Origin of the sequence: Prescottella agglutinans (assembly GCF_004011865.1) — a bacterium.
Lineage (GTDB): Bacteria > Actinomycetota > Actinomycetes > Mycobacteriales > Mycobacteriaceae > Prescottella > Prescottella agglutinans.
Genome location: NZ_RKLP01000012.1, coordinates 97,515 through 119,664, shown reverse-complemented (window position 1 = coordinate 119,664; position 22,150 = coordinate 97,515). Strand labels below are relative to the sequence as shown.

Annotated in this window: 19 protein-coding genes and 6 tRNA genes; 8 read left to right on the top strand and 17 right to left on the bottom strand. The window is 68.7% G+C overall.

From position 1 onward, the window contains the following. The first annotated feature begins 31 nt into the window (after window positions 1-31). Entirely contained in the window at window positions 32-808 is a 777-nt protein-coding gene (locus EGT67_RS21330) for an SDR family NAD(P)-dependent oxidoreductase (protein ID WP_127918104.1), read from the top strand. 18 nt (window positions 809-826) lie between these two features. Here the strand turns inward: EGT67_RS21330 and EGT67_RS21325 are convergent, their stop codons facing one another. From EGT67_RS21325 to EGT67_RS21310, 4 genes are all read right to left on the bottom strand, one after another. Continuing rightward, window positions 827-1,396, bottom strand: coding sequence for a TetR/AcrR family transcriptional regulator (locus EGT67_RS21325; RefSeq protein WP_127918103.1), 570 nt, complete (start codon window positions 1,394-1,396; stop codon window positions 827-829). Window positions 1,397-1,407: 11 nt separating this feature from the next. After that, on the bottom strand, window positions 1,408-3,033 hold the full coding sequence (locus EGT67_RS21320) for an FAD-binding protein (RefSeq protein ID WP_127918102.1): 1,626 nt from the start codon (window positions 3,031-3,033) through the stop codon (window positions 1,408-1,410). A 40-nt stretch (window positions 3,034-3,073) separates the two neighbouring features. Next, window positions 3,074-4,249: a 3-hydroxy-9,10-secoandrosta-1,3,5(10)-triene-9,17-dione monooxygenase oxygenase subunit gene (hsaA, locus tag EGT67_RS21315; protein WP_127918101.1), complete on the bottom strand. Its 1,176-nt coding sequence runs from the start codon at window positions 4,247-4,249 to the stop codon at window positions 3,074-3,076. A 325-nt stretch (window positions 4,250-4,574) separates the two neighbouring features. Then, entirely contained in the window at window positions 4,575-5,162 is a 588-nt protein-coding gene (locus EGT67_RS21310; RefSeq protein WP_127918100.1) for a TetR family transcriptional regulator, read from the bottom strand. Between the two features lie 267 nt (window positions 5,163-5,429). On the opposite strand from EGT67_RS21310, the gene EGT67_RS21305 reads away from it, so the two are divergent. Continuing rightward, a complete protein-coding gene (locus tag EGT67_RS21305; RefSeq protein WP_127918099.1) occupies window positions 5,430-6,191 on the top strand; it encodes an IclR family transcriptional regulator in 762 nt (253 codons plus the stop codon). A gap of 88 nt (window positions 6,192-6,279) precedes the next feature. Here EGT67_RS21305 and EGT67_RS21300 read toward each other — a convergent pair. From EGT67_RS21300 to EGT67_RS21270, 7 genes are all read right to left on the bottom strand, one after another. After that, window positions 6,280-6,356, bottom strand: a tRNA-Phe gene (locus tag EGT67_RS21300). Between the two features lie 55 nt (window positions 6,357-6,411). Further along, window positions 6,412-6,485 (bottom strand) — tRNA-Asp (locus EGT67_RS21295). 57 nt (window positions 6,486-6,542) lie between these two features. Then, window positions 6,543-6,619: transfer RNA gene (locus EGT67_RS21290), tRNA-Phe, on the bottom strand. A 55-nt stretch (window positions 6,620-6,674) separates the two neighbouring features. Continuing rightward, a tRNA-Asp gene (locus EGT67_RS21285) sits at window positions 6,675-6,748 on the bottom strand. 48 nt (window positions 6,749-6,796) lie between these two features. Then, window positions 6,797-6,869: transfer RNA gene (locus EGT67_RS21280), tRNA-Glu, on the bottom strand. A 114-nt stretch (window positions 6,870-6,983) separates the two neighbouring features. Beyond that, window positions 6,984-7,640 (bottom strand): TetR/AcrR family transcriptional regulator, encoded by a 657-nt coding sequence (locus EGT67_RS21275; RefSeq protein WP_127918098.1) that lies wholly within the window; start codon window positions 7,638-7,640, stop codon window positions 6,984-6,986. Window positions 7,641-7,900: 260 nt separating this feature from the next. Then, window positions 7,901-8,953 carry a magnesium transporter CorA family protein gene (locus EGT67_RS21270; RefSeq protein WP_241566161.1) on the bottom strand — a complete coding sequence of 351 codons (1,053 nt, stop codon included), beginning with the start codon at window positions 8,951-8,953 and terminating at the stop codon, window positions 7,901-7,903. 276 nt (window positions 8,954-9,229) lie between these two features. Here EGT67_RS21270 and EGT67_RS21265 point away from each other — a divergent pair, with 276 nt between their 5' ends. Then, entirely contained in the window at window positions 9,230-10,669 is a 1,440-nt protein-coding gene (locus tag EGT67_RS21265) for an alkaline phosphatase PhoX (RefSeq protein WP_127918096.1), read from the top strand. 66 nt (window positions 10,670-10,735) lie between these two features. Here the strand turns inward: EGT67_RS21265 and EGT67_RS21260 are convergent, their stop codons facing one another. The 6 genes from EGT67_RS21260 to EGT67_RS21230 all read right to left on the bottom strand — a co-directional run bounded on the left by EGT67_RS21260 (window position 10,736) and on the right by EGT67_RS21230 (window position 15,587). After that, window positions 10,736-11,359: a hypothetical protein gene (locus EGT67_RS21260; protein WP_241566160.1), complete on the bottom strand. Its 624-nt coding sequence runs from the start codon at window positions 11,357-11,359 to the stop codon at window positions 10,736-10,738. Window positions 11,360-11,514: 155 nt separating this feature from the next. Further along, window positions 11,515-11,587 (bottom strand) — tRNA-Lys (locus EGT67_RS21255). A gap of 377 nt (window positions 11,588-11,964) precedes the next feature. After that, window positions 11,965-12,693 carry an MBL fold metallo-hydrolase gene (locus EGT67_RS21250; protein ID WP_127918094.1) on the bottom strand — a complete coding sequence of 243 codons (729 nt, stop codon included), beginning with the start codon at window positions 12,691-12,693 and terminating at the stop codon, window positions 11,965-11,967. Window positions 12,694-12,759: 66 nt separating this feature from the next. After that, window positions 12,760-13,341: a hypothetical protein gene (locus EGT67_RS21245; protein WP_127918093.1), complete on the bottom strand. Its 582-nt coding sequence runs from the start codon at window positions 13,339-13,341 to the stop codon at window positions 12,760-12,762. After that, window positions 13,338-13,730 (bottom strand): MmcQ/YjbR family DNA-binding protein, encoded by a 393-nt coding sequence (locus tag EGT67_RS21240; RefSeq protein WP_127918092.1) that lies wholly within the window; start codon window positions 13,728-13,730, stop codon window positions 13,338-13,340. The genes EGT67_RS21245 and EGT67_RS21240 overlap by 4 nt, the downstream gene beginning before the upstream one ends. A gap of 576 nt (window positions 13,731-14,306) precedes the next feature. Next, window positions 14,307-15,587, bottom strand: a complete 1,281-nt coding sequence (locus EGT67_RS21230) for an MFS transporter (RefSeq protein WP_127918091.1) — start codon at window positions 15,585-15,587, stop codon at window positions 14,307-14,309. 105 nt (window positions 15,588-15,692) lie between these two features. Between EGT67_RS21230 and EGT67_RS21225 the strand changes: the two genes are divergently transcribed. From EGT67_RS21225 to EGT67_RS21205, 5 genes are all read left to right on the top strand, one after another. Next, window positions 15,693-16,610: a LysR family transcriptional regulator gene (locus EGT67_RS21225; protein ID WP_127918090.1), complete on the top strand. Its 918-nt coding sequence runs from the start codon at window positions 15,693-15,695 to the stop codon at window positions 16,608-16,610. Between the two features lie 199 nt (window positions 16,611-16,809). Further along, window positions 16,810-17,763 carry an acyl-ACP desaturase gene (locus tag EGT67_RS21220; protein WP_127918089.1) on the top strand — a complete coding sequence of 318 codons (954 nt, stop codon included), beginning with the start codon at window positions 16,810-16,812 and terminating at the stop codon, window positions 17,761-17,763. A gap of 97 nt (window positions 17,764-17,860) precedes the next feature. Continuing rightward, window positions 17,861-19,003, top strand: a complete 1,143-nt coding sequence (gene dusB, locus EGT67_RS21215) for a tRNA dihydrouridine synthase DusB (protein ID WP_127918088.1) — start codon at window positions 17,861-17,863, stop codon at window positions 19,001-19,003. Window positions 19,004-19,081: 78 nt separating this feature from the next. Next, the gene (locus EGT67_RS21210; RefSeq protein WP_127918087.1) at window positions 19,082-20,023 is read left to right on the top strand and encodes a DUF5996 family protein; all 942 of its coding nucleotides are present in this window, start codon (window positions 19,082-19,084) and stop codon (window positions 20,021-20,023) included. 139 nt (window positions 20,024-20,162) lie between these two features. Beyond that, entirely contained in the window at window positions 20,163-22,118 is a 1,956-nt protein-coding gene (locus tag EGT67_RS21205; protein ID WP_127918086.1) for an LCP family protein, read from the top strand. The last annotated feature ends 32 nt before the right edge of the window (window positions 22,119-22,150 follow it).

Genomic DNA, 22,150 nt, shown 5'->3' with positions numbered 1-22,150 from the left:
TCGTACGGACCACAGACCCAGGGAGCGCCCAGTGAGCACTGCATCCTCGAGTTCGACCCGCACCACAGCCCTCGTCACCGGCGGCACCGGAGGCATCGGCGCGGCCATCGTCCGCCAACTCGCCGCACAGGGCCACAACGTGGTTCTCACCTACCGCTCGAATGCCGAGGCCGCCGCGAAACTGGTCGCCGAGGTCGAGGAACTCGGGGTGCGGGGCGGCGCCCACTCCGTCGACCTGTGCGACGCCGACCGGCTCGCCGAGCTGGTCGACACGACCACCCGCGACTTCGGTGACCTGTCGGTCCTGGTGCACGCCGCCGGCCCGCACATCCCGATGGTGCACCTGTCGCGGGTCGAACCGTCCACGTACGCACAGCATCTGAACGACGAAGCCACCGCGTTCTTCACCGTGGTGCAGGCATGCCTCCCCGCGCTGCGTGCCGCGAAGGGATCCGTCGTCGCCGTCACCACGGCGGCCACCGACCGCTACCCGGTGCGGGACGGCCTCTCCGCAGGAACGAAGGGAGCGGTGGAGGCGCTGGTGCGCGGGTTCGCCGCCGAGGAGGGGCGCTACGGCGTCCGTTTCAACTCGGTCGGCCCGGGCATGCTCACCGACGGGATGGCCGAGCGGCTGATCAGCTCCCAGAACCTCGACCAGCGCGCACTCGACGTCACGATGAGCCGAATTCCGTTGCAGAAGTTCGGCACCGCGGTCGACATCGCCGAAGCCGTGTGCTTCCTGGCGAGCGAGAAGGCCGGCTTCGTCACCGGCCAGAAGCTCAACGTCGACGGCGGCTACACCGTCTGAGCGGTCACCGGCTCGAGGTCACGGCAGGATCATCCGGGCCGAGCTCTCGAGCCGGTCCGCGATGTGGACGTACGAGTCGTAGCCCATGCCCGCGCGCAGCAGCGCACCCGCATACAGCATCTCGAGGCCCTCGAGCAGGTCCTGGTCGGGCAACTCGGAGCCGAGGGCCTCGATCAGGCGCCGCCGGATCTCGACACCGATCCGCAACCGCAGATGCTCGACGTCGGGATCGCGGCCCAGCAGGGCCGTGGTGACCGCGCCCGCGAGTTCGGGCTCGTCGGACACCAGCAGGGCAACACTGCGCAACACCCCGACGACGCGGGTGGTGCGGTCCTCGGCCGAGTCCTCCTCGTGTGGCATCGCCGACAGCCGACGCCAGAACACCTCGGCGACGAGGTGCTCCTTCGACGAGAAGTACGTGTACGCGGTCGCCGGCGCGACCCCGGCCTGCGCCGCCACCAAACGGACGGTCAGCCCGGCGAAACCCTTCTCACGTAACACCTCGACGGCGCAGCGGGTGAGGCGCGACACCGTCTCGGCCTGCTTGCTCGTCAGACGGCGGCGAGTCGATTCGTAGTTGCCTGACACATGTCCAGAGGCTACGCGACCCCCGTGGCCGCCGAGACGACGGCCCCGGCCCGACGCCCCGAGTACACGCAGTCCGCGATCGACAGACCGCTGACGTACGACTCCGAACAGATGCCCACCGCGTTCCGGCCGGCCGCGTACAGACCCGGAATCGGCGCACCGTCCTCGCCCGTCACCGCTCCGGTCCACTCGTCGACGGTGAGCCCACCCAGGGTGAGCACCGGGCACGGGAAGCCCGCCTGGATGCGGATCGAACAGTCGATCGCATAGAACGGGCCGTCGACCAGCGGGGTCACGTGCGCGGGATCCTTGCCCATCGCGTCGGGGAGCCCGGCCCGCCGGTCGGCGTTGTACTGCTCGAGCGTGCGCGCGAGGCCCGCCGGATCGATGCCGGTACGGCGCGCGAGCGCCTCCGCCGTCGCGCCCTTCTTGTGGCCGACGCTGAACAGATAGGTGGTCTGCAGGCGCTGGAACCACAGGGTCTGCTCGGGCACCTGCCGCTTGGCGTCGGCGAGCATCCGGGCGTCGATGATCAGGTACGCCGACACGTCCGTCTGCTCGGCGATGTACTCGCCGATCTTGGCGCCGTACAGCGTCTCGTTGCAGATGCGCTCGCCCTCCTTGTTGACGAGCACACCCTCGGTCATCACGATCGGCGGGTTGAAGAACCGCCACGCCGACACCCGATCCATCCGGTCGGTCGCACCGCCGACCGACTGTCCCAGACGGATGCCGCTGCCGTCGTCGCCGATCGTGCCGAGTCCGGTGCCGTTCAGGTACCGCGGCGCGTGCTGCTGCAGCATCTCCCGGTTGAAGACGAACCCGCCGGCCGCGAGGATCACGCCCTTGCGTGCCCGGTACCGCCGCACCACCGAGTGCCCGGCCTCGATCCGCCGGATCGGCCCGTCCATGAGGCGGCCGACCGGCCGGTAGTAGAGGTTCCACTTCCGGTTCAGGGATCCGAGCACCCGGTGCACACGGCGCCGGATCGTCGCGCGCGGATCCACCTCACGGCACTCGATTCCGATCACGGCGCCGCCGTCGTCGGTGATCAGGGACGTCACGATCGTCTGCCGCCGCACGTCGATCCGACGCTTGCGGGCGGCCTTCTCGAGGGCCGCGAAGAACACCTTGCCCGACGTGCCGCGCCCCTTGGTGCGATGCCCACGCGGGGCCGGCTTCGCCGCCTCCTTGTACGGCGGCGCCAGTTCGTTGCCGGAGTAGTACAGGTAGTAGTCGTTCGTCGGGTACGACGTCTTCCGCGGAGCCATGCTGCCCTCGAACGGGACGCCGAGCGCCTCGAGCCACTGCAGGTTCTCGACGCTGCGGTCGCAGAAGTCCTCGAGCAGGTCGTCCGACACCACACCCGACGTCTCGAGCTTCAGGTAGTCGAACATCGCCGACGAGGTGTCGTAGTCGACGCCGGCCTCCTTCTGCTGCGTCGTCCCGCCGCCCGCGTAGTAGATACCGCCGCTGATCGCCGTGGCGCCGCCGCCGTCGAAACGTTCGATCACCAGCACCTGCGCACCGTGGTCTGCCGCCTCGATGGCGGCGCTGGCACCCGCTGCACCGAATCCGACGACCACGACGTCGGCCTCGCCATCCCAGTGCTGGCCGGATCCGTTCTGCGACTTCATCTGTTGGTCTCCTCGTCGGTCGGGTTTCGGGGCGGACGCGCTACACCCAGGCGTCCCTGACGTCGTGGCCCAGTTCGCTGCGTCCGAAGAGGGCGAGGGTCTGGTGCGGGTCGTTGATGACGTGCGCGCGCCCGGCGTGTGCGTCGCGCCAGAAGCGCTGGATCGGATCGCTGCTGCGCAAGGCGCCGCCGCCACCGTGGTCGAAGAGTCGGTCGATCGCGGCGACCGCCATCCCCGAGGCACTGACCTGGTCGCGGCGCGTCTTGACCCGCAACGACACCGGGATCCGCCGATTCTCCGACGCCAACTCGAGCAGGTCGGCGAGGTTGCGACTCAACTGTGTCCAGGCCAGTTCGATGTCACGGGCGGACTCGGCCATCGCGACGTGCATGAACGGATTGTCCGGCATCCGCAGCGCGCTCACCGACTCCTCCCGTTCGGTCTGGTGCGCCGTGAACGCCCCGTACGCACCGTCCGCCATCCCGATGAGCGGTGCGGAGATCGCCGTCGAGAACACCGCCGAGAACGGAAGGCGGTACAGCGGAGCGGCATTGACGTCCTGCCCCGGACCCCGGCACTGCACCGTCGCGGCGAAGCTCAGCGTCCGGTGCTCCGGCACGAATGCGTCCTCGACCACGATGTCGTTGCTGCCGGTGCCGCGGAGGCCGACGGTGTCCCACACGTCCTCGACGCGATAGTCGCGGGCCGGCAACAGAAAGGTCCGGAAGTCGATCGGGTCGCCCGCGTCGTCGACGACGAAACCACCGACGAAGACCCAGTCCGCGTGCGCGCTGCCCGACGAGTAACTCCACCGCCCGGAGAAGAAGTAACCGCCGTCCGACCGGACGGCGCGGCCCATCGGCGCATACGCCGACGAGATCAACGTGTCCGGGCTGTCGCCCCAGACCTCCTCCTGGGCGCGGACGTCGAACAACGCCAGGTGCCACGGGTGCACCCCCACCACCGACGAGACCCAACCGGTGGACCCGCAGGCGCCGGCGAGCAGGCGCACCGAGGAGTAGAACTCGACGGGTTCGGCCTCGAATCCCCCGAAGCGCCGCGGCTGCAGCAATCGGAAATGACCGGCCTCGGTGAGCGCCCGCATCGTCTCGACCGACACCTGCCGGGCGCCCTCGATCTCGCGGGCGCGACCCCGAACGTCCGGCAGCAGGCTCGCGACGTCGTCGAGCACGTCCGCCACTCGTCGCTCGCCCATCGAAAGCCCCCTATCCCAGCCAGGAGCAACTCTCACGGCCGATTCCGTACACACCCGATCCCACACGGATCTCGATCGAGCAGAGATTAGAACAGGGTGCAGATTTTGTCGATGATCGACGCGCTACCGCCGCGAGCACGCACCGGGAGATCCCGGCGCCCCGATACCGAAATACGCCTTCCGACATCGAATAACTCGAGATCATCCGCGAAGGCCGTGACCCTACACCTGCACCCACAGCCCAGCCCGAACCCGGGTGGAATCTGTTCTATTTGCGGTCCCCGGCCGCCCGGGCCGAAGACTCCACAACGGATCCGGCCCTCCCTCACGCGTAGTCGGCGAGCACCAACGCGGCGACGTCCTCGACGTTGCGTACCGCCCCGGCGAAACTGAGGCGCCCGGAGATCCAGTGGGCGAGCGCCGCGAGCATCGTCCCGTCGATCGCGAGCAACGCCACCCGCGCGACGTCGTCGGGCACGCCGTCCATCAGGGCGAGCGTCGCCGCATGGTTGGCCGCCGCGCGCTGTTGCATCGATTCGCGGACGTAGGGGTCCGACGACGCGGTGAGATCGATGTCGAGTCGCGCGAAGTTCGGACCGCGCTGGAAGGCCCTCAGTTGCCGCCGATACAACGCCTGCACGCGGTCGCGGACGCTCCTGTCGTCCACGGCGCCGGTTTCCCGGGCCCGACACCTCTCGGCCTCGAGCTTGCGCGACAGGCGATCGTTCCACGCCACCATCGACGCGGCGAGCAGGTGCGACTTGGTCGGGAAGTACCGGTACAGGGTGCCGAGCGCGACCCGGGACCGCTCGGACACCTCACGCATCTGGATCCGTTCCGGCTCCATCTCCTGCAGCATCGCGATCACCGCGTCGGTGAGCGCGGCACGGCGTTCCCGCTGACTCGCGGTCATGTCCGTGATGGCCTTCGGGGTATCGCAACCGGCTCGCACCGCGAACACGATACCCGGGGCGACCGATCCACAGCCCCGGCGTCCCGACCGGAGAAATGGAAACATCGTTCTCATTCTCGATGAAACGCTCTTGCTCGAACCATGTTTCGAACGCCCTGCATACCGACGGGTAACCCCGGGTGGTTTCGCGTGGGGTTGTTGCGGCGGCGGTTGGGTAGGTATAACCGAAGTGGACCGGCAGCGACTCCGCCGGGGATTGGAGGCCCGGTGACCGTCATCGACAACGACATGGTGGACGTCGCGGCCGCCGGCGTGCCGCCGACCATGGCCGAGCGGATAACGCTGATCCTCGACCAGTTCGACGGCGCCAACACCCGGCTCACCGCGGAAGACCTGGTGCAGCTCACCCGGATCCCCCGGTCCACCACCCACCGGATTCTCGACCAGTTGACCCAGCTGAACTGGCTTCGCCACAACCGGTTCGGGTACCGGCTCGGATGGCGCGCCATCGCACTCGGACGCAGCAACGAGCGCGACGAACTGCGAGCAGTCGCCGCCCCCCACCTGCATCAACTCCACCTCCGCACCCGCCTGATCGCCCACCTGGCCGTCCTCGACGGCCGCGATGTCGTGTGGCTGGACAAGATCGGCGGGCGGTGCGCCGACACCATCGCGACGCGGGTGGGCGGACGCAGCCGGGCGGACCTGACGACCGAGGGCAAGGCGATGCTCGCGTTGGTCGCCCCGGAGCAGGTCGATGTGCTGTTTCGCGGCGTGTTGTCCCCCGAGGCCATGACGGATCTGCACGGCCGACTCGGGCAGATCCGCATGCAGAGCGGTCGGACGTGGGAGACGGACCCGCGCGGCGTCTCGTCGGCGGCCGCGGCCGTTCGATCCGGCGACGGCGATCAGATCCAGCTGAGCTGTGTCTCGTTGCGCGGCCGGGTGCACACGGATCAGTTGCGTCGGGTGCTGCCGTTGCTGGCGGGCGTCACCCGGATGATGTCGGAGCGGCTCGCCGAGAACTGACGCGCAGGAAGCGGATCCAGTAGGACCCGCAGCGGCAGAGCCGACGTCAGAGAAATTGAGAGAGGAAAGACGGAAGGCGCGGAGGCCGTGGTGGCCAGGGCCGGGATCGAACCGGCGACCTTCCGCTTTTCAGGCGGACGCTCGTACCAACTGAGCTACCTGGCCGGAAGGCACCCGAACCGAATGCCTATCGCATCGAGACGTTTCCGACTCGAGAGAGCGACCCTGACGGGACTCGAACCCGCGACCTCCGCCGTGACAGGGCGGCGCGCTAACCAACTGCGCCACAGGGCCTTGCTGTTACTGCATGTGGAACTGTACTGCTTTCACCGAAGCCGAATCGGCTTCATGTGGTGGCCAGGGCCGGGATCGAACCGGCGACCTTCCGCTTTTCAGGCGGACGCTCGTACCAACTGAGCTACCTGGCCGGACGGCACCCGAACCGAATGCCTATCGCGCCCCACCGTTTCCAGTGGGGCAAAGCGACCCTGACGGGACTCGAACCCGCGACCTCCGCCGTGACAGGGCGGCGCGCTAACCAACTGCGCCACAGGGCCTTGCTGTTACTGCTATTAAACTGTACTGACACCTCAACGAGTGAAGCGTACCCCCTACGGGATTCGAACCCGCGCTACCGCCTTGAAAGGGCGGCGTCCTAGGCCGCTAGACGAAGGGGGCCCGCCGAATCGCTCCGGCCAGTACCCTCAACGGCGTTCCGTTGGGAGCTTGGATAGCTTAGGTCACCGATTTCACAAACCACAAATCGCCTGATCAGAGTGCGTAAACGTCGAATCATTCCGCCTCGACGACCGCGGGTGGCGCCGGCCATCCCTCGCGCCGCCACTTCGCCAGCCACTCGTCCGAGGCCATCCCCGCGAGGACCACCTCGAGCGACTCCTCGAACCGGGCCCGCAGATCGACCTGCTGAGCCGTCAGGTCGGACATGTACCGCTGGCCGGCGAGACTGGCGGCCAGCACCCGCGTGAACTTCTCCGTGTCGACGCCGTCGCGCACCAGGCCCTCGCGGCTCGCCCGCTGGACCAAATCGCGTGCGGAATTGCCCCACACGCGTGCGCCGCCGTTCTGGACGTCCGCATAGAACTCCGGCTCGATGATCAGACGGAACTCGGCCTGGACGATCGGGTCGGACAGGAACATCCTGGCGACGTCGTCGATGAGCCCGTGCAGAATCTCGAACGGATCGAGGTCGGTCCGCGACATCCACCGATCCGTCACCGCTTTGAATTTCTCCAGCGCCGCGGCGAGCACCGCGCGCCCGAGTTCCTCCTTCGATTCGAAGTGGAAGTACATTGCGCCCTTGGTCGCGTGCGATCCCTCGAGGATCGCGTTCACCGACGCTGCCGCATATCCGCGCTTACCGAACTCGACTGCAGCCGCTTCCACGATCGCAGCGCGGGTCCGACGCGCACGCTCCTGTTGACGTGCCATTGCGCTAGTCGCCTCCGAAAGCCGTAACACTCGCCGATCAACTCGGCCAGCTGCCACCCGCCCGAAAACCAGACTAGTCCCCTTGTCGCACATCCCGAAACATCAGCGCTCTGAGCTCGGCCTTCGACACTCCGGCGAAGAGAAACACACCAAGTGGTATATTTACGCGGCTCGGGTGTGCTGCAGGGGGTGCGCACCCGAGCCTCCACACTTCCGGTGAGCCGCGGCGACGTCCAGCGCCGGCGCACTCGCCATCCTCATCAGAGCCAACCGCGACGTTTGAAGCTCATCCACAGCCCGGACGCGAGCCCCACGAGCATCACCGCACTGAGCCAGAAGCCCCACGGTTCCGCGTAGCCGGGATACGGGATGTTCTGCCCGAAGTACCCCGTCACGCCGGTCGGGATGGCGATGATCGCGGCCCACGCGGTGAGCTTCTTCATGATCTCGTTCAGAGAATTGCCCTGCATGGCCAGGCTGGTCGACAGGATCGACTCGATCGTGTCCCGCAGTCCGTCGATCCGCTCGGTCGCGCGCAACGCGTGGTCGTAGACGTCCTGGTAGTACGGCACGATCTCGGCGTACGCCGCGTGCACGCCGGGCCGGAGCAGAGCGCTGAGCGCCTCGTTCATCGGCAGCACCACCCGCGACAGCTGCACCACGTCCTTGCGCAGCGCGAAGCTCTGCAGCTGGATCGCCCGGGTCGGCCCCGTCCCCTCCAGCAGTTCGTCCTCGAGCGACTGAATCCGCTCGTCGAGGTCGTCGAGCACCTCGAAGTAGCCGTCCACCAGCTGGTCCAGCAGCGAGTGCACGAGGAACCCGACACCGCGCTCGGTCAGGGCTCCGATGTCGTCCCACTCCGCGAGCAGCGGCCCGAGCGGGAAGCCGTCGTCCGAGCGGATCGTGATCAGCACCCGGTCGAGGATGAACGCGGCCACCCGCGTCGGCACGAGCGTTCCGGTCCGCGGGTCGACGCGGACGGCACGGGCATGCAGCAGGCTGTGGTCGCGATACCGCACCAGTCGCGGTCGCTGGCTGCCTGCCGCGGCGTTCTCGATCGCCAGCGGGTGCAGTGCCACCTCCCCGCCGACGAGCGGGGCGAGCGCGAGCAGATCGGCCGACGTCGGCGCCAGCAGGTCCACCCAGATCAGCGCGTCGGGCTCGCCGCGATGCTCCGAGAGTTCGATGAGCGGAAGATCGGACGCGGTGAGTACCCCGCCCCGATAGAGCCGGCTGCGGTGCGCGCAACGCACCTGCGCGTCCCGGTCCCGCCGATCGACGCGGTCGCCGTCCTGCTGCGCGGTCTCACTCACGACCTCGATCATGGCCTACATCCGCCACCGCGGCTGGGAGCACCTGCCGAACCGTCGGCCGGTGCGGGTCCGGAAGGCGTACGCCTCCGCGTCGGATCCCCCACCCGATGCCCGAAACGGGTTGACGTGGAGGCGCTTTCACCGTTCGGCGCACGCACCCGCGCGCGAGGGAATGTTCCGGGCCGATTCATCGACACGACATCCAGGGGCACCCTGTCGTTGCGGTCGTGGACCTATCGTCCTCGCGTCCTTGCCCACCAACGGAGGAATCCCCAAGTGACAACCTCACCGCTCGATCGCCGCACCTTCCTCGGACGCACCGCCCTCGCCGGACTCGGGGTGACGCTCGCGGGCAGTGTCGGCACCCTGTTCCAGCCCTCGCTCGCGTCCGCGACTCCCGGCCGCGCGATCGGCTACGGACCGCTCGTTCCCGACCCCGACGGCATCCTGGCGCTGCCCGCGGGGTTCTCCTACGCGATCGTCTCCCGTTCGGGAGAAACGCACCTCGACGACGGCTCCCCCGTCCCGAGCGACCCCGACGCGAACGGCGTGTTCGCGAACGGCCACGGCACGACAATCGTCACCAACCACGAGGTCGGCAGTGACGAACCCTTCGGCGTCCCGGCCGCCGCCGGCCTCACCTACGACCCGGGCGCGCGCGGCGGCACGACCACGACCACGATCGGGCCGAGCGGCGCGCGTCAGGGCCAGTACGTCAGCGTCGCCGGCACGGTGAACAACTGCGCCGGTGGCATCACCCCGTGGGGCACGTGGCTGACCTGCGAGGAGACCGAGGCCCGCGCCGGGTCGAAGGGCTTCACCCTGGACCACGGGTACGTCTTCGAGGTCGACCCGGCCGGCCAGGCGGCGAACGTCGGCAAGAGTCCGATCCCGCTGAAGTTCCTCGGTCGGTACGCGCACGAAGCGGTCGCCGTCGACCCGGCGTCGAGCGCGATCTACCTCACCGAGGACGCGTCCGGCCCGAACGGCCTGTACTACCGGTGGACCCCGCCGACCGGCTTCCAGGGCGGCCCGGGTGCGCTGCACGCCCTCGCCCAGTCGCCGGGCGGCGACACCGCCGGCACCCTGCAGGCGATGACGTGCTTCTCCGGTGACGTCCACGTGCCGGACCTGTCGCAGGCCACGGAACCGGGCGTCCGCTACACGGTGCAGTGGGTCGACGTCCCCGACCGTGACGCGAAGACCACCTCGGTGCGCAAGCAGTTCACGAACGACCAGGTCACCCGCAGCCGCAAGCTCGAGGGGCAGTGGTGGGGCGACGGCGGCGTGTACTTCGTCGCCAGCTACGCCCGCACCAGCGACGGCAGCGTCGCCGAACACGACGGACAGGTGTGGTTCCACGACCCGGTCGCCCAGACGATCGAGCTGAAGACCCTCTTCGGTGTGAACCCGGATCCGGCCGTCGACACCGGCAACTACGACGGCCCCGACAACATCACCGTGTCGCCGCACGGCGGCGTGATCCTCGCCGAGGACGGCGAGGGCGTCAACCACCTGATCGGGGTGACGGAGAACGGCGTGCCGTTCCCGATCGCGCGGAACGAACTGAACGACAGCGAGTTCTGCGGTCCGGCGTTCAGCGCCGACGGCAAGACCCTGTACGCGAACATCCAGTCGCCGGGACTGACCCTCGCGATCCGCGGACCGTGGCGGCGCCCGACGAGCGGTTCGTCGAATCTGCCGTTCGGTTCCTGATCCGGAAACCGTCCGCCCGGGAACACGTCAGCGGCCCGCTCCGCATTCGGAGCGGGCCGCGCGATGTCACGGGGCGAGTGCGCCGAGCACCTCTGCCCAGTTCCCCGCAGCAACATTCAGCGCGTTCCGAGTCTCACGGAGAACGTCCCCGGCGATCCGTTCGACCGTGGTCCCCTCGGCAGGGCGCTCGGTGCCCTTGATGGCCCGCATGCCCTCCTCGGCGGCGGTGAACTGCTCTTCCCACCGCCCGGCGGAGGACAACAGGAATCTGAGGTGATAGGGGTAGTCGAACTCGGGCACCGGGACTCCGGTCTCCGCAATGCTCTTCAGCGAGGTGACGATCGACCGCAGTTGGTCGGACTCGAAGGAGCAGGACTCCGGCTCCGCCAACCCCGAATCTTCGAGTGATCCGTCAACGAGATCCCGCCAGTACGCGCGATCGTGCAGGCCGTCCCGTTGCTCCATGTGCGTCTCCGCGAAGACCGACATCAGTTCGCGGTCGTCGATGAGCGGGGAGAGCACCAGATCCTCGCTGTAGTCGTAACCGAAGAAGTACCGAGCGCCGTCGACCTCGATCGATTCGATTCCCCCGACGTGGCGGTAATCCCGAAGCAGCGGTGCAGGAACGCTCGTCACCGCAGCGTCTTCACCACTGGGGGTTCCGCTCTCGCCGCATCCCTGGTTGCCCATCGTCGCTCCATTCCTCCACGAGTCCGACCTTGTCGATCACAGCCGGCAGGAGAGTAGCGGGGCGTGGCGACAAGCGATCTTCGATCTTCCGATCACCGACCGACCGCCGAAGACACGAGACCCCCGCCAGGATGATCCTGACGGGGGTCGGCACGTGCCCCCAGTAGGGCTCGAACCTACGACCTGCGGATTAAAAGTCCGTAGCTCTACCAACTGAGCTATAGGGGCGTGCGGCCAGCAGTCTAGTGGGATCGGGACGATCGTGGAAACCTCGGCCCCGACAACGCTGGTCGCGGACGAGGATTCGAAGGAGCGTCCGACCGTCGGCGCACCGGTGAGGGGTGGGGTGTGATACCGGCGCGCCGACAGTCGCCCTCCCCGAAGGGCCCGACGAAAGGTCGGACGAACTGGTGGACGCCCCGCCTCCAGACTGACGGGGCGTCCAGCGGAATCGACGGCAGCACCCGGAACCGACGATCCACCCCCGCGCAAGGAGGCATCACCAGATCACCACAACGCATCTGCGCGCGAAAGGGTTCGACGTGATGTCAGGAGCAAGGACCCCCGAACCAGGGACGAAGGTCCCCGGCCCGAGCGGTGGCGGCTCAGGTCCGCCACCGCTCGAGTTCGGCGTCCAAGCGCACGTCGTACTCGGCCGCGAGTTCCCGCAGTGCCGCGGGGCAGTCACCGTGGAAGGCCGGCCCGTGCATCAACCCCAGGACCCTCGGTTCCAGGTCGGCCAGCGAGCGCAGCGTCGCTCCGAGCGCCGGGGTCAGGGCGGTCGCACGGGCGAGATCCTCCGCATCCAACGCCGGCGCGACGATGTCGCGATCGGTGACGGCGGGCGGCTTGCCGAACGCCGTGAAGAAGTCGCCGCACAGCAGTGTCGAGGTCGTTTCCTCGAACATCAGCCCCGCATCCCAGCCGTGTGGAACGTGCGGGGTGTCGATGTGTCGCACCCGGCGCCCACCGATGTCGATCACCTCGCCGTCCTGCAGCGGCCGAGGGGGCCGGTCGGCCAGGAACCCGATCTGGACGGCGCAACCCATCGCCCCGTGTGCCACCTCGGCGTCGGGGGCGGCCGCGAGCCACCGATTCATCGCCCCGCTCTCGTCGGCCTCGACATGCCCGAACGTGACCCAGCGCAACCGGTCGAGCGGCATCAGGCGGGAGGCGGCCGCCGACGCGGACTCGAACAGCATCGGCATCCCGGTGTGGAAGAGCAGCGGCTCCTCGCCGAGCAGGAGGAACTGGTTCATCGGCAGATCGGCCTCGTCGAGGAAGGTCGAGAGCCGGAAGATGTCGGGCGCGATCTCTGTGACGTCGGTGTCCACGGTTCACCTCGATTTGTGCAGCCCTGTCTCAGCCTGCGCCGACGTCCCGCGCGGTGACAAGGCCCGTCACATCTCGGGGGCCGGCGACTCTCCCGGCGACTGCGGCTCCCGCTGGTGCAGATCGTTGCGGAGCTTGGACAGTTCTTCGCCGCGCTTGCGGTACCGCCGCTGCAGGAAGACCGCGGCGGCGAACAGCAGCACGCCGATGATCGCGCCCCACAGCGAGGCACCGCGGAAGCCGGGCGCGTCGACGTCCATCGTGCGCTCCCCGGCGTGGGCGGCGCTGTTGGTCCCGAGGACCACCGTCAGGGTCAGCAGGTTCGGGATCGCGATCAGGAGACCGAGGACCACACTGCCGATCACCCAGACCCTGGCGTGCTCGCGCCGACGCGACCGCCACGCAAAGTAGAACAGCAGCAACGGGATCGTCGTGCATACGATGCCGTACAGCAGGCCCCACGTGATGCCGCGCGAGAAGCTGCCGGACGACATCGAACCCACCCGTTGCGACCACCACCGGGGCAGGAACGCCGCGAGCACGAAGTAGGTGACGACGACCGCCACCACGATCACGGCGCCCCAGATCGTCTTCTTCGCCCAGGCCGGCATCCCTGCCTTCTGCGACGCGGGCATCGAGGTGTTGCTCATGGTCGTCCTCCCGTCGTGGACTCCGTGTCCTCTGCAATGACGACACGCGCCAGGGTTTTCGGCGCGATCAACGTGTACGACGTCCGCACCCACTCCCTCAGTTGGTCCCACCATTCGTCGGTCCCGTCGCGTGGCACCGGTACCGAGACCCACCCGTGCCGCCCCAGCCCGTAGCCGACAGGTTCGGCGCCGGGTTCTGTCGCGACGACAGCAGCCGCTTCGTCCTTGGTGAGTTTGAAGGACAGACTGGTCGCGTCGACGTCCGAGAACACGAAGTTCTTGCCACGCACGCGAAAGCTGGGGTGCCCGCCCCACTCCTCGATGTCCACCCGCTGCGCTTCCGGCAGTTCGTCGACGATCCGTTCCAGCCGGCTCATGTTGGCGACCATGGCGCGATTGTGTGCATCCGACTTCCACGGCCGCAAGACTTTCGGCGAGCCGATGGCGAACTTCGATGTTTGAATTGCGCGATGACGCGGTCACCGGAGCCCACCAACAACCGCACTCGCGGCATCACCGCGGTCATCGAGGGATTCTTCGCGCTCGCGTGGTTCGGTTGGGGCACGGCCCAGGCGGCGCCGTGGCTCACCTGGATTCTGCATGTCGGACAGGCCGGGGCGGCACTCGTCGTCGTGGCGGGAATCGCCACCGTGATCCGCAGCCGGGGTGAGCGCACTCCGATGGCAGACCCGGAGATGCGCCGGCGCTACAACACGATCGTGGCGGCCGAATTCGCAGTGCTGGCGGTCGGTTCGGTGATCCTTGCCGCCGCCGGGCTGACGGACTGGACCGCGGTGTGGATATGTGCCGGTGTGGGATTGCACTTCCTGCCCCTCGCCGGCCTCTTCCCCGACCTGTGGCTCGTGCCGCTCGCCTCGGCTGTCACCGCCGTCGCCGGCGTGGGGCTGATCGTCGGTCTCACCACCGACGTCGCACCGAGCACCGTCACCGGCGCCGGAGCGGGGTCATGTCTGCTGCTGGCCGCGGCGGCGACCCTCGTGCAGATGAGAAGGGATCCGATCGGGGTGGCGCGACTTGCCGAACAGCCACGCCGCCGCGAGGAGAGCAACCACCAACAGCACGCCGATGAAGGCGGCCGTCGCCGGCCACCCGCCTGAGGCGTAGGCGACACCGGCGCACGCGCCCGCGACACTCGACCCGAGGTAGTACGCGAACAGGTACATCGCCGACGCCTCGGCCCGGTGATCGGTCGCCAGGCGACCCACCCATCCGCTGGCGACCGAGTGCGCGGCGAAGAACCCGCCGGTGAAGAGCAGCATGCCGAGCAGCACGAGCGGCAGCAGCGGGGCCAGTGTGATCGCCAGCCCGAGCGCCATCGTCGTCACCGCGCCGAGGAGCACCACCGGCCGGCCGAACCGGTCGGCGGCGGATCCTGCCGCAGCCGAGGTGTAGGTGCCGGCGAGGTACATCAGGAACACCAGCCCCACCAGTGCCTCGGGCAGCGAGAACGGGGCGTCGAGGAGGCGGAAGCCGAGGAAGTTGTAGGCGGAGACGAATCCGCCCATCAGCAGGAAGCCCAGTGCGAAGAGCATCGCGAGGGCCGGGTTCCGCAGGTGCCCGGCGAGATTGGCGAGGACGATGCGCGGGTGCACGCGTTGCGGCCGGAAGTTGCGCGAGGGCGGGAGCGTGCGCGTCATCACCACCGCGAGCACCAGCGCCAGGATCGACGCGGCCTCCATCGCCCAGCGCCACGAGGCGACGTCGAGGACCGTCGACGGGACGAGCCTGCCGATCAGTCCCCCGATCGTCGTGCCCGCGACGTAGCGGCCCATCGCGGAGCCGAGGTCGCGGGAATGGATCTCCTCGGCGAGGTACGCCATCGCGACCGCCGGGATGCCGGCGAGCGCGATGCCCTGCAGCGCCCGCCCGACCAGTAGCACGCCGATGTTCGGGCTCAACGGGAGCAGGACACCGAGCACGCTGGACACCGCCGCGGACGTCACCATCACGCGGGTTCGGCCGTAGCGCTCCGACAGCACACTCGCCGGGATGATCGCGACCGCCACCAGTCCGGTCGTCACCGACACCGAGAGCGCCGCGACGGCCGGCGCCACCCCGAACGACTCGGTCAGCGCCGGCAGCAGGGCCTGCGCCGAGTACATCGAGACGAACGTCGTGAGTCCTGCCGCGAACAGCGCGACGGTGATGGTGCGGTACTCGCGCGAACCCCGGGTGGTCCGGCAGTCGATCGCCTCATCCGCGCGATCCACGACTCCGCGATTCATGCCACCACCTCCACTGCCTCCGTCAGCCATCCTGACGAGCCCCCGAGCACAAAGGAAATGCATTCATGCACAGCTGTTGATGCGTTGCGCGCATAAGCTGGTGGAGTGGAATTGATCGACGGCCTGCGGTGGTTCATCGCGCTCGCCGAGACCGAGCAGGTCACCGCCGCGTCGGACATGCTGCGCATCTCCCAGCCGACGCTGTCGCGCCGACTGGCCCGGCTCGAACGCGACCTGGGCGCCGACCTGTTCGACCGGCACGGCCGGCGCCTCGAACTCAACGACCGCGGCCGGGTGCTCCTCGAGCACGCACGGCGCGCGGCGGCGGAACTGTCCGCCGCGCAGCACGAGATCGCGTCGTTCGACAGCCCCGACCGCGGGACGGTGCGGCTGAGCTTCCTGCACTCGTTCGGGACCTGGCTGATTCCGCAGGTCCTGCGCGCCTATCGGGAGCAGCGGCCGCGGGTGTCGTTCACGCTGTACCAGGACGCCGCACAGGCCCTCGTCGATCGCGTCGTCGACGGCCGCGACGACCTCGCGTTCGTCTCCCCGCGGCCCCGCACCCCGCTGGTCCGGTGGGCGCCGATCACGCACCAGCGGCTCGCGCTCGCCCTCCCGACCGGACACCCGCTCGGCGACGGAACGTCGCTCGACCTCGCGGCCGCCGCCGACGAGTCGTTCATCGTCATGCACGAGGACTACGGGATGCGTCGCATCTTCGACGAACTGTGCGCCGAGGCGGGCTTCGTACCGAACGTCGTCTTCGAGTCCAGCGAACTGGCCACGATCGGCGGCCTGGTGTCCGCGTCGCTGGGTGTGGCGGTGATGCCCTGGCAGGAACCGCACGGGTGGCCCGACGGTGTGACGCTCGTCCCGCTACGCGGGGCCGGACGCGACATCGGCCTCGTCTGGGCGCGCGGCCGGGAACTGCCGGCCGCCGCCGAGCGCTTCCTCACATTCACAGCCGATTCACAGCAGGACAAACCTGGGGAAACAGCTCCCACGAAGGTCACCGACGTGTAACGTCCGCCACACTCGGCGCGGTGTTCCCACCACAGCAGCCGGGCCCGCGGACGGGCGGGGACCGGGGGGACCTGTGGCGGCGGCACGAGCCGAAGCCTCCCCTCGATCTGCAAACCTACGGTAGCGTAGGTTCGCAGCACGGTCTGAAGCGCACGTCAACGTCATTCAGCGTCACCGACTTTCATGGAGGCAGAAACCGATGTCGAGGGATCTCACTCAGCTCGAGCTGCTGCAGGAGTTGCAGCCTGTTGCGGAAGAGAACGTGAACCGACATCTCTCCATGGCCAAGGACTGGCATCCGCACGACTACGTCCCGTGGGACGAGGGCCGCAACTTCGCCGCGATGGGCGGAGAGGACTGGGATCCCGAGCAGTCCCGGCTCGACGAGGTCGCGAAGGCCGCGATGATCACCAACCTCCTCACGGAGGACAACCTGCCGTCGTACCACCGGGAGATCGCCGAGAACTTCTCCCGCGACGGCGCGTGGGGCACCTGGGTGGGCCGCTGGACGGCCGAGGAGAACCGCCACGGCATCGTGATGCGCGACTACCTCGTCGTCACCCGCGGCGTCGACCCGGTCGAACTCGAGAACGCCCGCATGATCCACATGACGAACGGCTACAGCTCCCCCGCCGGCGACAGCGTCGGCCTGCTGCACTCCGTGTCGTACGTGACGTTCCAGGAACTCGCGACCCGCGTCTCGCACCGCAACACCGGCAAGGCGTGCCAGGACCCGATCGCCGACAAGATGCTCCAGCGCATCGCCGCCGACGAGAACCTGCACATGATCTTCTACCGGAACATCTGCGGCGCCGCGATGGACATCGCGCCGGACCAGACGCTCAAGGCCGTGACCGACATCATCAAGAACTTCGAGATGCCCGGCGCCGGGATGCCGAACTTCCGGCGCAACGGTGTGCTGATGGCCAAGCACGGCATCTACGACCTGCGCCAGCACCTCGAAGAGGTGGTGATGCCGGTGCTGCGCAAGTGGAACGTCTTCGACCGCACCGACTTCACCGCCCGCGGCGAGGACACCCGCGAGGAGCTCGCGGCCTTCCTCGAGACCCTCGAGAAGCAGGCCACCAAGTTCGAGGAGATGCGCGACCGCGCGCTCGCGCGGGACGCCGCGCGCGCCGAGAAGGCCTCCTGACGGGTCACCACCTGGCCCGTTGCGGCTATCCTGTGCCCGGTACCGGATTCGGTACCGGGCACAGTCTTTTCTCCCGAAGAATTATCCCGAGGTCTTCATGTCACCCCTTCGCATCGGTTCGCTCGAGCTGGGCAGCCCCGTCGTGCTGGCCCCCATGGCGGGCATCACGAACGTCGCGTTCCGCACGCTGTGCCGCGAACTGGAACTCGAGCGCGCCGGCAGCACGTCGGGCCTGTACGTGTGCGAGATGGTGACGGCCCGCGCCCTGGTCGAGCGCCACCCGGTGACGATGCACATGACCACCTTCGGACCGACCGAGACGCCGCGCTCGCTGCAGCTGTACACCGTCGACCCCGAGGTCACGTACGCCGCCGCGAAGATGATCGTCGACGAGGACCTCGCGGACCACATCGACATGAACTTCGGCTGCCCGGTCCCCAAGGTCACCCGCAAGGGCGGCGGGTCGGCCCTGCCGTACAAGCGCCGGCTGTTCGGGCAGATCGTCGCCGCCGCGGTCAAGGCGACCGAGGGCACGGACATCCCGGTCACCGTCAAGATGCGCATCGGCATCGACGCCGACCACCACACCCACCTCGACGCCGGACGCATCGCCGCGGCCGAGGGCGCCGCCGCCGTCGCGCTGCACGGCCGCACCGCCTCCCAGCGCTACTCCGGACAGGCCGACTGGTCCGAGATCGCGCGCCTCAAGGAGCACGTCACCGACATCCCGGTGCTCGGCAACGGCGACATCTTCGCCGCCGAGGACGCCGAGAAGATGATGTCGGAGACCGGCTGCGACGGCGTGGTCGTCGGACGCGGGTGCCTGGGCCGGCCGTGGCTGTTCGCCGAGCTCAGCGCCGCCCTCAACGGCACCGAGATGCCGGTCCCGCCGAATCTCGGCGAGGTCGCCGCGATCATGATGCGGCACGGCCGCCTCCTCGCCGACCATCACGGCGAGGACAAGGGCATGCGGGAGATGCGCAAGCACATCGCGTGGTACATGCGCGGCTTCCCCGCGGGTTCCGAACTGCGCAACGGCATGGCCCGGGTGTCGTCGCTGGCCGAACTCGAGGGCTTCCTCGGCCAGCTCGATCCGTCGGTGCCGTTCCCCAAGGACGCCGAGGGCCCGCGCGGCCGCCAGGGCTCGCCGGGCACGGTCGCACTGCCCGACGGATGGCTCGACGACCCCGAGGACACCCTCGTGCCGGCCGGCGCGGACATCATGCATTCCGGCGGATAGCGTCTGGCCCACCGCGGCCCGCGCCTAGACTCCGAAGAAGCCTGCAGTTCCTCGAGGATTCTTCCGGAGGGAGACGTCGTGGCCGCTTCACCAGCCGATTCGAACGCCTGGCCCGCGCTGAGGGTCGCCGATTGGGAACCCACCCGCGACACCCTGCACATGTGGACGCAGGTCGTCGGGAAGGTGCGCCTGGCCCATGCACCGCTGGTCAACCACTGGTGGCAGGTGCCGTTCTACGTGAGCGCGCGGGGGCTGACCACGTCGGCGATCCCGTACCGCACCCGCGTCTTCGACATCGAGTTCGACCTGTCCGCCCACCGACTGACGATCCGCGACAGCAACGGCGCGCACCGGGAGTTCCCGCTCGAGCCGATGCCGGTCGCCGACTTCTACGAGCGGATCATGAAGTCCCTCGACGAACTGGGCATCGAGACGCACATCGAGCCGACGCCGAACGAGGTGGCCACCGCGATCCCGTTCGCCGAGGACACCGTCCACGCGTCGTACGACCCGTCCGCCGCCAGCCTGTTCTGGAAGCAGCTCATCCAGGCCGACCGCGGCCTGCACGAGTTCCGGTCCCGCTTCATCGGCAAGGTCAGCCCGGTCCACTTCTTCTGGGGGTCGTTCGATCTGGCCTGCACCCGCTTCTCGGGCCGGACAGCGCCCGAGCACCCGGGCGGCGCCCCGAACTGCGGCGACTGGGTGATGGTCGAGGGCTACTCGCACGAGCTGTCGAGCTGCGGGTTCTGGCCGGGAGGCGGCACGGAGGGCGCCTTCTACGCGTACGCCTACCCCGAGCCGGACGGCTTCTCGACCCACCCGGTCGAGCCCGAACAGGCGTTCTACAGCGCCGAGTTCCGGCAGTTCCTACTCCCTTACGAGGCCGTCCGAACGGCCGCCGATCCCGACGCGACCCTGCAGCGCTTCCTGCAGTCCACCTACGAGGCCGAGGCCCGGAACGCGGACTGGGACCGCGCCGCGCTCGAATGCGACCCGCAGCGGTGGCACACCACACGGTGACCCGCGACACGTCACCGCGTGAAGTGCGACAACACTTCTACAGCGCGCAGTCTGATGCCGCCAGGGTCACAGATAAGTATCATTGCGACGTCGTCGTGCGACGGTACTTATTTGGAGGCGGAGAGGTCAGGGCCAATCGGTGGGTGACGAGCGCAATCCCGGCCACTCCGCGCCGGACGGCCGAGCCCCCTGGGAGCGCCCGCTAGCCGATCGTCGATACCGCGAGGAACAGGCACGACGCGGCCGCCACGAGTCCGAACCCGAGCCCATCGACACCAGCGAACGCCTGTCCGTCGCCGAACTGATGCAGAAGATGGGCCGGCCGGTGCCGCCCGCGGTCGGCCGGAGCGAACACTCGGACGAGCCCGACTACGAGCCTCAGTACGACTACAGGTACGGGTACGAGCCTTCCGGGCCACCCTCGACCGGGCCCGACGCGGCCACCGAGATCATTCCGGCCGTCACCGACGACCGCTACGACGACGACTACGACGACGACGAACCCGGCAACCCGGACTGGGTGGAAGAGGCGACCACCGCGTCGCCGCAGGCCGTCGGCAGCCCCAACCAGACCCGACTGGCGGCCAGCAAGGACCGCAAACGCCGCAAGCTGCTGATGCTCGGGCGCTCCACGGTCGCATTCATCGCGGTGATGGCACTGGTCGTGACCGGCGGCGTGTGGGGCTACCTGCGTACGACCGAGGGCCGCTTCGCGCAGATCGCCGCGCTCGACACCGACTCCGCCGACATCATCGACCCCGGCGGCCAGACCGGCGACGAGACGTATCTGATCGTCGGCACCGACACGCGTGCCGGCGCATCCGGCGCGGTCGGGGCGGGCACAGTCGAGGATGCCGAGGGCGCCCGGTCGGACACCGTCATGCTCGTGCACGTACCCGCCGACCGGAGCCGCGTCGTCGCGGTCTCCTTCCCGCGAGACCTCGACGTGGAGCGCCCCGAGTGCCAGGGCTGGGACAACCAGACCGGCACCTACACCGACGAGACGTATCCGGCCGCCGACGGCGACAAGCTCAACGCCACCTATGCGCTGGGCGGACCGAAGTGCCTGGTGAAGGTCATCCAGAAGATCTCGGGCGTGAAGATCCGCCACTTCGTCGGCATGGACTTCGCCGGCTTCGAGAGCATGGTCAACGGCGTGGGTGGCGTCGAGGTGTGCGTCCCGCAGCCCCTGGTCGACGGCGAACTCGGCACGATCCTGCCGACCGCCGGCACCCAGACCCTCGACGGCAAGAAGGCACTCGACTACGTGCGTGCCCGCCACGTGGAGGCGGAGGGCAACGGCGACTACGGCCGGATCAAACGGCAGCAGTTGTTCCTGTCGGCGCTGCTCCGCGAGGCGATGTCGAGCAAGGTGCTGTTCGATCCGGGCAAGCTCAACAGCTTCATCAACGCGTTCACCCAGTCCACGTTCGTCGAGAACATCGACACCAAGTCGCTGATCACCCTCGGTCAGTCGCTTCGCAACGTCGACGCCGGCGCCGTCACGTTCATCACCGTCCCGACGGCCGGCACCAACGACTGGGGCAACGAGATCCCCCGCCTCGACGACATCAAGGACATCTTCCGGGCGATCATCGACGACGAGCCCCTGCCGGGCGAGAAGCGGACCGACGACCCGAAGGACACGTCGACGACGCCCCCGCCGCCGGCACCGAGCCAGCTCGCGGTGAGCCCGGAGGAGGTGAGCGTGCAAGTGTCCAACGGCTCGGGCGTGTCCGGGCTGGCCGCCACCACCGCCGACCAGTTCGCCGCCTACGGGTTCCAGATCTACAGCGTCGGCAACTACAGCGGCACCAGCAGCCAGACCATCGTGCGGTTCTCCCCCGGGCTCGAGGCGGAGGCCGCGACCGTGGCGTCGTCGATTCCCGGGGCGGTGCTCGAGCAGACGTCCGGGCTCGGCACCATCGTCGAGGTGGTCCTCGGCAGCGCATTCGACCGCACGCTGACGGCCCCTGCCGTGGCCGGTTCGCCACTCGACGTCAGCTCCGCCCGGATCGGTGAGGCCGAGGATGTCGAGCTGCCCGCGGACCTCGCAGTGACGAACGCGACCGACAATCCTTGCGCGAAGCCCTGAACTGCGCCGGGCATTCACCCGCCGTTCACCTG

Bases quoted from the DNA above. Each gene is read 5' to 3' on its own strand.
- EGT67_RS21320 (WP_127918102.1), bottom strand. From the start codon at position 3,033: ATGAAGTCGCAGAACGGATCCGGCCAGCACTGGGATGGCGAGGCCGAC.
- hsaA (WP_127918101.1), bottom strand. From the start codon at position 4,249: ATGGGCGAGCGACGAGTGGCGGACGTGCTCGACGACGTCGCGAGCCTG.
- EGT67_RS21310 (WP_127918100.1), bottom strand. From the start codon at position 5,162: ATGACCGCGAGTCAGCGGGAACGCCGTGCCGCGCTCACCGACGCGGTG.
- EGT67_RS21275 (WP_127918098.1), bottom strand. From the start codon at position 7,640: ATGGCACGTCAACAGGAGCGTGCGCGTCGGACCCGCGCTGCGATCGTG.
- EGT67_RS21260 (WP_241566160.1), bottom strand. From the start codon at position 11,359: ATGGGCAACCAGGGATGCGGCGAGAGCGGAACCCCCAGTGGTGAAGAC.
- EGT67_RS21245 (WP_127918093.1), bottom strand. From the start codon at position 13,341: ATGAGCAACACCTCGATGCCCGCGTCGCAGAAGGCAGGGATGCCGGCC.
- EGT67_RS21240 (WP_127918092.1), bottom strand. From the start codon at position 13,730: ATGGTCGCCAACATGAGCCGGCTGGAACGGATCGTCGACGAACTGCCG.
- EGT67_RS21230 (WP_127918091.1), bottom strand. From the start codon at position 15,587: ATGAATCGCGGAGTCGTGGATCGCGCGGATGAGGCGATCGACTGCCGG.
- EGT67_RS21220 (WP_127918089.1), top strand. From the start codon at position 16,810: ATGTCGAGGGATCTCACTCAGCTCGAGCTGCTGCAGGAGTTGCAGCCT.
- dusB (WP_127918088.1), top strand. From the start codon at position 17,861: ATGTCACCCCTTCGCATCGGTTCGCTCGAGCTGGGCAGCCCCGTCGTG.